At 62.8% G+C, this 13828-nt stretch carries 12 protein-coding genes; 8 read left to right on the top strand and 4 right to left on the bottom strand.

The features are described from left to right. The first annotated feature begins 5 nt into the window (after nt 1-5). Genes AC3WRD_RS00060 through AC3WRD_RS00030 form a run of 7 tightly spaced genes read left to right on the top strand, consistent with a single transcriptional unit; the run spans nt 6 to nt 6522 of the window. Entirely contained in the window at nt 6-1229 is a 1224-nt protein-coding gene (locus AC3WRD_RS00060) for a type II and III secretion system protein family protein (RefSeq protein WP_096819716.1), read from the top strand. Then, on the top strand, nt 1226-2437 hold the full coding sequence (locus tag AC3WRD_RS00055; protein ID WP_102620069.1) for a CpaE/TadZ family protein: 1212 nt from the start codon (nt 1226-1228) through the stop codon (nt 2435-2437). The genes AC3WRD_RS00060 and AC3WRD_RS00055 overlap by 4 nt, the downstream gene beginning before the upstream one ends. Beyond that, nucleotides 2434-3702: a TadA family conjugal transfer-associated ATPase gene (locus AC3WRD_RS00050; RefSeq protein WP_096819718.1), complete on the top strand. Its 1269-nt coding sequence runs from the start codon at nt 2434-2436 to the stop codon at nt 3700-3702. The genes AC3WRD_RS00055 and AC3WRD_RS00050 overlap by 4 nt, the downstream gene beginning before the upstream one ends. Nucleotides 3703-3720: 18 nt before the next feature. Continuing rightward, nucleotides 3721-4605 (top strand): type II secretion system F family protein, encoded by an 885-nt coding sequence (locus AC3WRD_RS00045; RefSeq protein WP_102620068.1) that lies wholly within the window; start codon nt 3721-3723, stop codon nt 4603-4605. Between the two features lies 1 nt (nt 4606). Further along, nucleotides 4607-5491, top strand: coding sequence for a type II secretion system F family protein (locus tag AC3WRD_RS00040; RefSeq protein ID WP_102620067.1), 885 nt, complete (start codon nt 4607-4609; stop codon nt 5489-5491). Between the two features lie 22 nt (nt 5492-5513). Beyond that, nucleotides 5514-6236: a tetratricopeptide repeat protein gene (locus AC3WRD_RS00035; RefSeq protein ID WP_096819721.1), complete on the top strand. Its 723-nt coding sequence runs from the start codon at nt 5514-5516 to the stop codon at nt 6234-6236. A gap of 16 nt (nt 6237-6252) precedes the next feature. Further along, the gene (locus AC3WRD_RS00030) at nt 6253-6522 is read left to right on the top strand and encodes a DUF3613 domain-containing protein (RefSeq protein WP_102620066.1); all 270 of its coding nucleotides are present in this window, start codon (nt 6253-6255) and stop codon (nt 6520-6522) included. A gap of 40 nt (nt 6523-6562) precedes the next feature. On the opposite strand, the gene AC3WRD_RS00025 is transcribed toward AC3WRD_RS00030, so the two are convergent. From AC3WRD_RS00025 to AC3WRD_RS00010, 4 genes are all read right to left on the bottom strand, one after another. Next, on the bottom strand, nt 6563-8233 hold the full coding sequence (locus AC3WRD_RS00025) for a ShlB/FhaC/HecB family hemolysin secretion/activation protein (protein WP_102620065.1): 1671 nt from the start codon (nt 8231-8233) through the stop codon (nt 6563-6565). 134 nt (nt 8234-8367) lie between these two features. After that, complete coding sequence (locus tag AC3WRD_RS00020) at nt 8368-9888, bottom strand: collagen-like triple helix repeat-containing protein (RefSeq protein WP_102620064.1); 1521 nt, start codon at nt 9886-9888, stop codon at nt 8368-8370. Between the two features lie 348 nt (nt 9889-10236). Continuing rightward, the gene (locus tag AC3WRD_RS00015; protein WP_102620063.1) at nt 10237-11091 is read right to left on the bottom strand and encodes a MaoC family dehydratase; all 855 of its coding nucleotides are present in this window, start codon (nt 11089-11091) and stop codon (nt 10237-10239) included. Nucleotides 11092-11093: 2 nt separating this feature from the next. After that, nucleotides 11094-12446, bottom strand: coding sequence for a 3-oxoacyl-ACP reductase (locus AC3WRD_RS00010; RefSeq protein WP_096819707.1), 1353 nt, complete (start codon nt 12444-12446; stop codon nt 11094-11096). A gap of 177 nt (nt 12447-12623) precedes the next feature. On the opposite strand from AC3WRD_RS00010, the gene AC3WRD_RS00005 reads away from it, so the two are divergent. Then, the coding region (locus tag AC3WRD_RS00005; RefSeq protein ID WP_102650847.1) for an acetyl-CoA C-acetyltransferase at nt 12624-13828 on the top strand (1205 nt) is incomplete at its 3' end.

Here is a 13828-nt window from a genome sequence, read left to right as displayed (position 1 = left end):
AGTGCATGCAGAGTCGTTCCTGGCCGACCTTCAATCCCGTGCTCCGGGCCTTGCTGCTGATGGGACTGTCGATTAACGCGGCTCATGCGGCCAGCAGTAACTGCTCGGCCCTCGGGCGCCTGCCGCCCGTGATCGAAATCAACGAAGGTTGGCAACAGGACATGCAATCACCGGTGGCGATCACGCGCCTGGCCATCGGCGATCCGAAAATCGCCGACGTGCATGCCAACGGCAGTTCCTCGTTCCTGCTTACCGGCATGGCGCCGGGCGCCACCAGCCTGATGGTCTGGACGGGCTGCTCCGGCGAACCGCGTCAGAGCATGGTGTTCGTCAAGGGCGCCGCCACCTCGGCCCTGACCAGCACCGGTGCATTGCCTTCGGATGATGCGCTGTTGCCCTCGCAAGTGCAGACCGACATTCGTTTTGTCGAAGTCAGCCGCACCAAACTCAAACAGGCCTCGGCCAAGTTGATCGGTACCCGCGGCAATTTCCTGTTCGGCTCCCCCGGGACATTGCCGCCCATCGATGGCGTGCCGCAGCCGCGACTGCCGGTGGACAACTCGCTGTTCAACTTCTCGTGGATCGGCGGCAATACCATGGCGATCATCAACGCCCTTGAGGGCAGCGGTTTCGCCTACACCCTGGCGCGGCCAAGCCTGGTAGCGCTGAACGGGCAGAGCGCAAGTTTCCTCGCAGGCGGGCAGATTCCGATTCCAGTGCCCAGTTCCGGCAGCGACAGCGTGTCCATCGAATACAAGGAATTCGGCATCCGCCTGACGCTGACGCCCACGATCATCAGCCACGACCGCATCGCCCTGAAAGTCGCGCCGGAAGTCAGCGAACTGGACTTCAGCAACTCCGTGCAGATCGCCGGCACCACGGTGCCGGCCCTGACCATCCGCCGCACCGACACCAGTATTTCCCTGGCCGATGGCGAGAGTTTTGTCATCAGCGGTCTGATCAGCACCACCAACAGTTCCCAGGTCGACAAGTTTCCGGGGCTGGGCGATATCCCGGTGCTCGGAGCATTTTTCAAAAGCTCGCAGATCAAGCGCGAAGAGCGTGAACTGCTGATGATCGTCACCCCGCATCTGGTGCGGCCGTTGTCGGCAGACGCGCAACTGCCGTCGTTGCCGGGCGAAAAACTGCGCAACTACGACCCGAATTTCTACCGCATGTTCTTCCTGGAAAACGGCAACTTCGACAAGCGCAGCGGGTTGTCCCAATGAGCCAGAACCTGAGTCAGACCTTTCTCGCCATCACCCGCAACAGCACCGATCTGGAGTGGCTGCAAAGCGCCCTCGCGCCCTTGGGCCAAGTGGTCAGCGCCGGTGCCGGCAGCCTCGATGAATTGCTCGCACTGGTGGATGTCACCTTCGCCAGCCTGGTGTTCGTCGGCCTCGATCGCGAACACGTGGTGGCCCAAAGCGCGCTGATCGAAGGCGCTCTGGAGGCCAAGCCGATGCTGGCAATCGTTGCCCTCGGCGACGGCATGGACAACCAGCTGGTGCTCAACGCCATGCGCGCCGGAGCGCGAGACTTTGTCGCCTATGGTTCGCGCTCCAGCGAAGTGGCCGGGTTGGTACGACGCTTGAGCAAGCGCCTGCCACCGGTGGCCAACAATGCCCAGTTGGGTGGCCTGACCGTTTTGTACGGCGTGCAGAGCAGTTCCGACGGCGCGTTACTGGCCAACCATATGGCGCTGGTGGTGCAAAAAAGCGGACAGCAGACGCTGTTGCTGGATCTCGGCCTGCCCCGTGGCGACAGCCTTGCACTGCTAGGACTGGAGAGTTCGTTCCACTTCGGTGATGCCTTGCGCCACCTGCGAAGGCTCGACGCCACGCTGATCGACAGTGCCTTCACCAGCGCTGAAGCGGGGCTGCGGATCCTGGCGTACGCCGACAATGACGAGCCACTGGAAAGCACCAGCGCCGCCGAGCTGTACATGTTGCTCAGCGCCTTGCGCCAGCACTTCCAGCACATCGTCGTGAACCTCACCGGCCAGCCCGACAGCGAAGCCTTGCGTACCTTTGTCAGCCACTGCGACAAGTTGCTGTGGTACACCGACCAGAATGTGCTTGATTGCCGGCGCAACCTGGCGGTGTTCAATCTGTGGCGGGAAAAAGGCATGAAGCTCGATCACGGACGGCTGTTGGTCGACCGTTATTTGAGTAACGTCGCGCCGGATGCGGACACCCTGGGCAAGACCTTCAATCTGGAAGTGATCGCGGTGCTGGCCTTGAGTCCGGAGCTGCGCATGAACGCCAAGAACCAGGGCGTCAGCCTGTTTGAACTGGCCCCCCGGGAAAAACTCACCCAGAGCCTGCGGGCGCTTGGCGAACGCCTGGCCAAACGCTCCGAAAACATGGTCAATCGTTCAGAAGGCCTGACCAAACCCAAGTCCACCTGGTTCGACCGGTTGCGAGGCACCTCATGAGTCCGGAAAAACTCTTCGGCGCCCCCGCGCGAGGCCAGTCGGGCAACGGAGATCACGAAGGCCTGAAACTGGTCCTGCATCGCTACATCATCGATGCCATCGAGGAGTCCGGGAAAAACCTGCTGGAAGGTTCGCGGCAGTTGCTGGCGCAATTCGTCACCGACAAGGTCGCCGAATACATTGCCCGTTTGCACCTGGCGATTTCACGTTACGAGATGGAGCGGCTGGCGGAAGAAATCGTCGATGAGCTGACCGGATTCGGTCCGCTGGAAGTGTTGCTGCGTGATCCCGCCGTGACCGAAATCCTGGTCAACGGCCCGCACCGGGTATTCGTCGAGCGCGACGGGGTACTGCATCAAAGTGATCTGCGCTTTATCGATGCGCATCACGTCGAACGGGTCATGCAGCGCATTCTGGCGCCGCTCGGGCGACGGCTGGACGAGTCTTCGCCGATGGTCGATGCACGCCTGCCCGACGGCAGCCGGGTCAATGCGATCATTCCGCCGATCGCCCTTGATGGCCCGTGTCTGTCGATTCGCAAATTCCGCAAGGACATGCTCAAGAGCAGCGACCTGATCGCCATGCAGACCATCGATCTGGCGATTTTCGATTGTTTCCAGGACGCCGTGGGCAAGCGCTGCAACATCCTGATCAGCGGCGGCACCGGCACCGGCAAGACCACATTGCTGAACATCCTCAGCCAATTGATCAACCCCCACGAACGGCTGGTGACCATCGAAGACGTCGCCGAATTGCAGCTCGGCCACCCGCACGTGGTGCGTCTGGAAACCCGGCCGCCGAACGCCGAGGGTCATGGCGAGGTCAAGGCCAGCGACCTGATCCGCAACGCCCTGCGGATGCGCCCGGACCGGATCATTCTCGGCGAGATCCGTGGTGTCGAAGTGCTCGACGTGCTCACCGCAATGAACACCGGCCACGACGGCTCGATGAGCACGGTGCACGCCAACAATGCCCAGGATGCGTTGCTGCGTCTGGAAACTCTGGTCGGTCTGACCGGGCGCACTGTGGCCGAACGCACCCTGCGCCAGATGATCTGCGCGGCGCTCGACGTGATCATCCAGCTGACCCGCATGCCCGATGGTCGCCGCTGTGTCAGCGAAGTGGTGGAAGTGGTCGGCGTGCGCGAAGACGTTTATGTCACCAACACGCTGTTCCGTCTTGATCGACGCACCGGTTTCGGCTTCCTGCGTGAAGCGGTCAACCCGGCCGGCGACAAGTTGCGGCACGAGTCGAGTCTGGGCTGAGCGCATGGAGCCTTCGTCATGATCGGACCGGTGATCCTGATCGTCATTTGCCTGCTGATGCTGGGGCTGTCGATTCGCCTGTTCCTGCATGGCGTGCGCAAGACTGCCAACGAACGGGTGCTGACACGTCTGGCCGCCGGGCAACCGCAAACAGCGGCAGAAAAAACCTCGTGGAGCGGACTGGAGCGGATGTTTCTGCGGGCGGGTCTCGGCCGGCCGAGCGAGCACTTCGGGTTATGGCTGGCGTTGTGGGTCCTGGCCATGATGCTGGGTTACCTGATGGCCGAATGGATCGGCCTGTTGATCCTGATGCTGGCGCCGCCCCTGATTCTGCGGTTGTACATCGCCTGGCTGTACCGGCGCCGGCTCAACCGCATGATCGAACAATTGCCGCAGTTGCTGGACCACACCGTGCGCAGCCTCAAGTCCGGCCGGACCCTGAGCGACGCGGTGATGGGCGGCATCGAAACCAGTGACGATCCGTTGAAGTCGGCGATGGGCCGGGTGCAGCGCAACGTGCAGCTGGGGGTCAACCTGCCGGACGCGGTGAGCGATTTCGCCGAACTCTACGAGCAGGATGAACTGCGCATGTTCGCCCTGGGCCTGAAGGTCAATCATCGCTACGGCGGCAACGCCAGCGAATTGCTGGAGAACCTGATCAAACTGATTCGCGAGCGCGACCAGGGGGCACGTCAGTTGCGTGCCATGACCGGCGAAACCCGCATGACTGCGTGGGTGCTCGGATCGCTGCCCTTGATCCTGGTGAGCTATTTCATGCTGACCAATCCCGGCTACATGCTCGGCATGTGGAACGACTCCGGGGGCCAGACGATGCTGATTATCGCGGTGGTGCTGCAGGTGCTCGGTTGCCTGGCGCTGTGGCGCATGTTGAGGAGTGTCTGACATGGTGATGCTGGCCAGTCTCATGCTGTTGCTCGGCGCCCTGTTGCTGGTCGGCAACCACCTGTTGACCGAGCGCCGCCGGGTGCGTCAGGTCAACCAGCGTCTGCAGGGGCATCTGGTGCGCGGGAACCGTTTCGGCAACTGGTTGCGGGCGCTGGGCAACAGCCGCTTCGGCCAGCGCTCGGTCAGCATCGACAGTGAAACCCAGACCCTGCTCAGCCGCCTCGGCTGGCGTCGGGCCAGTGAACGCTCGCTGTTTGCCGCCTGCCAGATCGGCACGCCGTTACTGACGCTGGGCCTGGGGCTGTTCTTGCAGGAAGTGTTTTTCCCCCAGGCCCCCAACGGCTGGCTGGTGCCGATGATCGCTACCGGCGCCGGCTATCTGCTGCCCAAACGTCTGCTGGCGTATGCCGCTGGCCGTCGGCAGAAAATCATTTCGGTGGAAGTGTCGACGTTCATTCCTCTGCTGCGGATCCTGTTCGAGTCCGGCATGGCCGTCGAGCAGGCCTTGCGCGTGCTCAGCATCGAGGGGCAAAAGCTGCTGCCGGAACTGACCAGCGAACTGCGCCTGATTCTGGCGCGTGTCGACTCGGGTCTGGAACTCGGCCAGGAACTGAACAAGGCTGCGGCGATGCTGGCAGTGGATGAGTTCACCGACACCAGCGTGATCCTGCAACAGCTGATTCAGCAGGGCGGCGGGGCAATGAAATCGCTGCTGGCGCTCAAGCAACTGCTGGATGACCGCCGCCTGACGCGCTTGCAGGAATACATCTCGAAGATGTCGGCGAAGATGTCGGTGGTCATGATGTTGTTCCTGTTTCCGGCCTTGCTGATCGTACTGGCGGGCCCCGGATTTACCGCAATCACCCGGGCGTTTGCGTCCTGACACTGGCGATGGAGAGCATTTGATGAAAGCACTGATGGTCGTGGCAAGTTTGCTGTTGCTCGGCGGTTGCGCAACGGACGGTCAGGCGCCGTGGACGACGATGCTGGCGCCGGCCAGTTGCAGCAAGCTGAGCTCCGAGCAGGAGCTGTCGCTGAACCTGGTCGATGACCTGGCCAACGACGGCAAGCTGCACGCCAGCCTGGCCAACCTGCAAAGCCTGCCCGACAACCTTGTCGAGGTGCGGCTGCGCAAGGCCAGGGTCTACCGCCTGCTGGGACGCAGTGAAGCCGAGCCGTTGTATCGCGGCCTGCTCGGTACTTGCCTGAGCGCCGACGCCGAACATGGCCTGGGCCAGCTGTATGCCGCCCGTGGCGACAACGGTCAGGCGCAGGCCCACTTGCAACGGGCGGTGCGACTGGCGCCCACCAACGAAAATATCCGCAACGATCTGGGCGTGGTGTACCTCAATCAGCTGCGACTCCAGGACGCCCGGTTCGAGTTTCTGACGGCCATCGAGTTGAAGCAGAACAATCAACTGGCGACGCTGAATCTGGTCACCCTGTTGATCTACCAGAACAACTGGCAACAAGCCGCCGAAGTCGTCAGCCGCGCGCACCTGACCCCGGAACAGTTCACCGATGCCCAGGAGCGCGCGGAAAAACTCAAGGCTCCGGTGCCGGCCAAACCCGCCGCGAGCAATCAGGTTGCGGTGGTGGCTGACCCGCAACCGGCGACGATCAAGTGAACCTCCAGGAGGCGCCATGAATACCTTCAAGACCTTGTGCTGCCTGAGCCTGCTGAGCCTGCCGCTCGGTGCCTTCGCCATCGACGCCGGCCCGGCATCGGCCCAGCAGCAGGAAACCGAAGGCTGGCTGTTGCTGCAAAGCCGCAACAAGGCCGCGTCCCCTGACCCGCAAGCGGCCACGGCCACCGAGCGAGAACTGGCGATGCAGCGCTGGCTGAAGAAATACAAATATGAAATCCCCGATTTCTATGACCCGGATGCGGGCGGGAAGATCGAGAAGCAGTAGTCGTGCTTCGCAGGCCACCGGAGTGGCCTGCGACAGCGACTTACAACTGATAGCTGAAACTGATGCTGTAACGTGGCCGGCGATTGAACGTATCCAGCGCTTCATCCGACATCGGTTTGGCCGCCTCCAGCGCAATGTTGTAGTACTTGGCATCGCCGAACCTCAGGCCCACCGCGGCGGAGGACAGGCTGTTGGCCTGTATCGGCAACTGGTTGAACCAGCTGCGCGAGCGATCGAGCACCACGTAGGGTTGCAGGATGCGCACCCAGTTGCCGTCGCGGTTGAAGCTGTAGTTGATCTCGTAAGCCACCCCCCAGCCCTTGTCGCCGGACGCTTGATCGTCGGGGTAGCCACGGCCGAAATTCTGCCCGCCGAACACCGCGCGCTCGCTGTCGGGCAGGGTGTCGTCGCTCCAGTACAACGCCCCTGATAGCACGCCTTGCCAGTTGTCGAAGAACTTGTCGCTCTGTACCCCCGACAGTCGCAGACGGAAGAAATGCAGGTCGATGGCGCTGTTGTTGGTGTGCGCGCCCATGCTGTCGAAGCCTTGATAAACCCCGCCACTGAGAATCCGCAGTTGCCGGGCATCGGCCTTGCGCCAGTCGCTTTCGAAGGCGAGGGCGCGGATGTCGGTGCGTTCTTCGGCGCTGAGTGGATAGCCGATGACGTTGTAGCGGGTCTTGTCGTTGACCGCGTACAGGCGCGAGCCGGCCGTCAGCAATTCATTGGAGGCGGCAATCAGCGGCATGCTGAAACCGATGGAGTAACGGTCGTTTTCGCGGTGCGGCTTGAGTTCCAGACCGTTGTTCAGCAGCACGTTGGTGCCGGGGTCGGCGCGGTAACGCGAGGCGGACAGACTCAGTTGCGTGCCTTCGTCATCGAGGAACTGGCTGTAGTCCAGACGATAGTAATGCTCGTGGTCATCGCCCGGTGGAAACAGGCCGCTGAGGCTCAGCTGTTCGCCCATCGAGGTCTGTGAGTTGCTGCTGACGCCGAGCAAGGCCTGGGTGCCGTTGCGGTTGTCTTCGGTGGTACTCAGGGTGCTGGTGAACGGTTTTCGGCTGGCCTGGGCGATCAGGGTCGTTGCGCCGTCGGTGGTGCCGGGCGGTGGCACCTGGGCCTGGATCGTGACGCCGGGGATGCGGGTCATCAGCGTGGTGTAGCGCTCGAAGGTCTTGCGGGTCAGCGGGCGTTCCGCCTGGATCTTCGCCGTCAGTCTGTCGATCAGTCCCTTGACCCGGCCGATATCGCCCTGGACCTGAACATCCCGCACATAACCTTCCACCAGCACCACCCGCGCGGCACCGTCGTCGAAAGTCTGCTGCGGCAGGAAGGCGTAGGACAGCAGGTAGCCGTCGTTCTGGTAGCGACGGGTGATGTTGCGTGTCGCTTCAATCAGATCGGCGAGGCTGGTTTCGTGGCCGATCAGGGGTTTGTAGATCTCTGCCAGTTCGTTGAGCGGGTAGATCGTGCCGCCCTCGATCTGCACGGTTTTCAGGTTGATCTTCGTGCCCATCATCAACGGCTCGGCAGCCGCGGCACCGGGTTCCGGAACTTGCAGCGGCGCGGCGCTCGGACGGTAGGCGTCGGCGGGCAGATTCGGCACCGGCAGGTTGCGGATGGTTTCGTTGCTGTTGAGAAAGCTGGGAAGGGTGTCGGCGAGGGCAGCGGAACTGAGACTGAGGAACAGCAGGGATGCCATAACGCGCATAGGACACTCCATGTTCAAACCGCAGCACTTGGCGGGTTTTTTCCTAAGAAAAAAGCGGAAGACTCGTGGGAATCTTCCGCCCTCAACCAAGCGTAGGCGCTGTAGGTTAGGCCGTCGAATCGGCCAGGTGCAATTCAGCGTTTGTTGCCGCCCAAGGTGCCAGTCAGGCCACCGAGAACTCCGCCCAGACCGCCACCGGTGCCAGCGGCGGTGCCGCCGTTGACCAGCCCGCCGACGGCGGTGACGGTGTTGCCCACGGTGGCGACGGTATTGCCGACAGCGGTCACGACCGGGTTGCTGTTGGTGCCGGCGATGGCGCCGCCAAGGTTACTGACTGCACCACCTGCCTGACCGGTGAGGCCGGCAAGCGGAGCGCCCAGACCGGTAGCGCTGCCGACGTTCTGAGTCAGGTTGGTGACGGCGGCGGTGACCGGTGCAAGGCCGGTGCCTATGTTGTTGCCCAGTGTTGCCAGGGGTGTGGTGGGCGTGGTGATCGGTGAACCCGAGCCACCGAGTGCTGTATTGAGCGAGGCCACGGTATTGCCGGCCGAGGCCAGGACATTGCCCGGTGAGCCGAGTGAGCCGTTGCCGGCACCGAGCCCGGCGCCGACATTCACGACCGCGCCACCAACGGTTTGCAGCAGACCATTGTTGCCAAGGCCACCGCCGACACCTGTTCCGGAACCGGTGCCGTTATCCGCCAGCCCGCCGGTCTTGCCGACCGCCGAACCGACATTGCTCAGGGCGCCGCCGACGGTGTTGGTCAGGGCATTGCCATTGCCGGCGCCCGTGACGTTGTCGCCCACGCCGTCGACAGCGCTGCCGACTTTCTGCAGCACACCGTTCAGTGGATCACCCAGGCCGGTGGTGCCGCCGAGTTTGTCCGTGGTGCTTTCAACCATGGCGATCACCGGCACCAGTTTGCTGCCGACCTCTTTGGTCACCGAGCCGAGCGGGCCGGTGGTGGTGGCGGTGCTGAGGGTGTCACCGAGCATGGTGACTTTTTCGCCAACCCCGTTGAGCAGCGGCGCCACTTTGGTGACCACGCCGCCGACCACAGGCACGCTGCCGGTGGCGGTCGCCAGTTTGCCGCTCAGGTCGGACACGCCGTTGCCGACATCCTGCACTACACCGCCAACAGCCGACGCGGTGACGCCCAGGCCGTTATCGGTGGTTGCCAGTTTGCCAATCCCGTTGCCGATGCCGTCGCCCAGTGTGGATACCACATTGCCGGCGGTTCTGGCCGCGCTTTGCACCACACCACCCACCACCGGCACGCCACTGAGCGAGTCGCCGACCTGACCGACGCCATTGCCGACACCGGCAACGGTGCCGCCGACATCCTGCACCAGGGTTGAGGTGATCAGAGGCTGAGGCGTGCTTGGGTTAGTGGGGTTGGTAGGGTCGGTTGGATTGGTCGGATTCGTCGGATTGCTCGGATCCGAACCACCTGTCCCGCCGGTTACTGTGGTGCCGTCGGTTCCTGTTGTTCCGCCGCTGCCGGATGTCCCGCCAGTGCCTGCGGTGGAACTGTCCGGCGAAGAACTGCCGGAACTGCTGTGGTGACCGCCACCGCCACTGCTGCAACCGGCCAGACCGAGGGAGAGGATCAATGCCAGCGCTGTTGCTGATTTGCACCAAACTTGAGTTTTCATGATGGGTATTCCTTGCACCTGTCTCAACGTTCGTTGTCTTCGACGGCTAGCCGGTTCTGTTGCCGGCAATGCCTTCGTCCGTTGTGCTCATATCAGTCGCAAGGTTGGATCCACACCATTCTCAAGTTGGTATTAACGCCTTTATATAAGCGTGTGATTTGCTGCTTAACGACTAATGCCGAGGATATAAACGCGCAAAAAAAAGCCTTGAGAATCAAGGCTTGATGTTTGGCCGGGGGTTGGATAACGGCGGCAGAAACTTAAGTTATATACACACAATTGATCATGTTTCGCTGTTGTGATCGAACTCCGCGAGGGGCGCGGTAACGATTGGCGCGGCCTATTGATTCAGGCAATCGGTTGCCAGTGACCGACCATGTGCTCCAGGTCCCCGGCACCGATCAGACGCAACTCCCCGCTGGAACCCGCCGCGCTGGCGAACAGCGATACCTCGCTCGGCAGGCGCACCGGTTTACGAAAATGCACGGCGATCTCCAGGTTGGCCCTGGGCAGGTGATCCGCCAGCGCGGCCAGCGTGCGGGCCTTGTTCCACAGACCATGGGCAATGGCGGTGGGGAAACCGAACAGTCTGGCACTGGCGGCGCTCAGGTGGATCGGATTGTAGTCGCCGGAGACCTTGGCGTACTGCCGGCCGATGTCCGCCGGGGCTTTCCATTGCGCCACCTGCATCAGTGGCAGCGTGGGCTCCCACACCTGTTCGAGCGCTTCACCCTCAAGCTTCACGCCTCGACAGAGCATCTGGCTTTCGGCTTCCCATAATGGGCCGAGCTGATCGTCGAGGGTGGTCAGCAGATCGAACGTTGCGCCTTTGGGATGCGGTTGCAGGTTATGCACCCGAACGCTGACCTGCACGTGGCTGATTCCACCCATCGGCCGCAGAATGCGGATGCGATTGCTCAGGTGAATCAGCCCCAACAGCGGGAATGGAAAGTCTTTGGCCGTGAGCAACTGCATCTGCAACGCAAACGCCAGGACATGTGGATAAGTTGGCGGCAGCAGACCGTCATCGGCAAAACCGCAGACCTTGCGATAAGCCGCCAGACGTTTGCCGTCGATGTCGACCCCGCAGCGCAGACCGCTGTCGGGCAAACGGGTGCCGGTGATTTTGCGCCGGGTCGCGGCCCGGACATACAAACCCGGCAGACTCGGTTCGCGGTGCAGCGTGTGCCATTCGATGCTCATGCCTAAGCCCCCAGAACACTTTGTCCACAGACCCGCAATGCCTGTCCGGTGAAGGCACCGGTGCCCGGTTGCGCCAGCCAGGCCACGGCTTCGGCGACGTCTTGTGGCAGGCCGCCCTGACCCAGCGAACTCATGCGTCGTCCGGCTTCGCGCAGGCCAAAGGGAATGTGCGCGGTCATCTGGGTTTCGATGAAACCCGGCGCCACGGCGTTGATGCTGATGCCACGCTCCAGCAGCGTCGGTGCCCAGGCCTGGGCCAGTCCGATCAGCCCGGCCTTGCTCGCCGCGTAATTGGTTTGCCCGCGGTTGCCGGCGATGCCGCTGATCGAGGCGAGCAGAATCACCCGCGCGTTATCGCGCAGGGTGCCGCTGTCGAGCAGCGCCTTGGTCAGCACTTGCGGGGCATTGAGATTGACCGCCAGCACCGCGTCCCAGAACTCGGGCGTCATGTTGGCCAGGGTCTTGTCGCGGGTGATGCCGGCGTTGTGCACCAGAATGTCGAGGCCGTCCGGCAACTGTTCGATCAGCTGCGCGGCGGCGTCCTCGGCGCAGATGTCGAGCGTGATGGCGCGCCCGCCGAGGCGCGCGGCCAGGGCTTCCAGATCGGTCTTGGCCGGCGGCACGTCGAGCAGAATCACCTCGGCGCCATCACGGGCCAACGTCTCGGCGATGGAGGCGCCGATACCCCGCGCCGCGCCGGTGACCAGCGCCTTGCGCCCGGCCAGCGGGCGCGTCCAGTCGGTCACCGGCGTGGCACAAGGATTCAGACGAATCACCTGCCCGGAGACAAATGCGCTTTTCGGCGAGAGGAAAAACCGCAGCGGCCCTTCGAGCTGATCCTCGGCACCTTCGCCCACGTAGATCAATTGCAGGGTGCCGCCGCTGCGCAGCTCCTTGGCCAGCGAGCGGGAGAAACCTTCAAGTGCCCGCTGAGCACTGGCGGCGAACGGTTCGCGCAGGGTTTCCGGGGCGCGGCCGAGGATCACCAGATGCGCGCTGCTGTCGAGGTTCTTCATCAATGGCTGGAAGAACTCGCGCAGTTGCTTGAGCTGGTCGGTGTGCTGCAATTCACTGGCGTCGAACACCACCGCCTTGAGTTTCGGGCCATGGCCGGGAATCCATTGGGTGGCGGCCGCTGGCTGATCGCCGTAGCGATAAATGGCATCCGTCAGCCGGTTGGCGAAGGCGCTGACCCGTTCGGCCAGCGGCCCGCCGCCGATCAGCAGCGCACCCTCCACCGGCCGCAGGCGCCCGGCCTGCCAGCGTTCCAGCCGCACCGGCGACGGCAGGCCCAGGGCCCCGACCAGACGGTGGCCGATGGACGAGTTGGCGAAGTCGATATAGCGGTCAGACATGGAACGCTCTCCAGAAGATGGGGTTCAAAGTGTGGACTGCGAAGGGCAATCAATCGTTCGATCCACGCAATAAGGCCTACGCTAGAACAGCAGAGTAGTTTGCCCCCGGTGTTTTTGGGGCCCGGCGGGATTTTCAGTGCCCGATTTTCAGACTGGATATTTCACAAGGAGTTTTTCATGAGTCAGCTGCGCCGCGTCGCGATCATTGGTGGCAACCGCATCCCATTCGCCCGTTCCAACGGGCCGTATGCCACCGCGAGCAATCAGGTGATGCTCACCGCCGCCCTTGAAGGCCTGATCGAACGCTACAACCTGCACGGCCAGCGCATGGGCGAAGTGGTCGCGGGGGCGGTGCTGAAACTGTCACGGGATATGAACCTGACCCGCGAATGCGTGCTCGGCTCGCGCCTGTCGCCGGCAACGCCTGCCTATGACATTCAGCAGGCCTGCGGCACCGGCCTGGAAGCCGCGTTGCTGGTGGCGAACAAGATTGCCCTTGGCCAGATCGATTGCGGCATTGCCGGCGGCGTCGACACCACGTCTGACGCGCCGATCAGCGTCAGTGAAGGCCTGCGCAAGATTCTCCTGCAAGCCAATCGCGCCAAGACCACTGGCGACAAGCTCAAGACCTTCCTGCAATTGCGTCCGAAACACCTGATCCCCGAATTCCCGCGCAACGGCGAACCGCGCACCGGCCTGTCGATGGGCCAACACTGCGAATTGATGGCGCAGACCTGGAGCATTCCTCGCGAAGAGCAGGATCAACTGGCACTCGAAAGCCACCACAAACTTGCCGCGTCCTACAGCGAAGGCTGGCACAACGACCTGATGACGCCGTTCCTCGGCCTGACCCGCGACAACAACCTGCGCCCGGACCTGACCCTGGAAAAGCTCGCGACCCTGAAACCGGCCTTCGAGAAAAGCGCCAAGGGCACGCTGACCGCCGGCAACTCCACGCCACTGACCGATGGCGCATCGGTGGTGTTGCTGGGCAGTGAGGAGTGGGCGAAAGAACGTGGTCTGCCGATCCTTGCGTACCTGCGGGACGGCGAAGCGGCGGCGGTGGACTTCGTCAATGGTGCCGAAGGATTGCTGATGGCCCCGGTGTATGCGGTGCCGCGTTTGCTGGCGCGCAATGGTCTGACCTTGCAGGATTTCGACTACTACGAAATCCACGAAGCATTTGCCGCGCAAGTGTTATGCACACTGAAGGCCTGGGAGGATCCGGAGTACTGCAAATCCCGGCTGGGGCTTGATGCGCCGTTGGGGTCGATTGATCGCAGCCGTTTGAACGTCAAGGGTAGTTCGCTGGCGGCGGGGCATCCGTTTGCTGCGACGGGCGGGCGGATCGTGGCCAATCTGGCGAAGCTGCTGGATGCGGC

This window comes from Pseudomonas sp. FW215-R2, from assembly GCF_058789255.1.
Note: the sequence above shows the minus strand (reverse complement) of the source record. Positions and strands in the feature narration are given on the sequence as shown.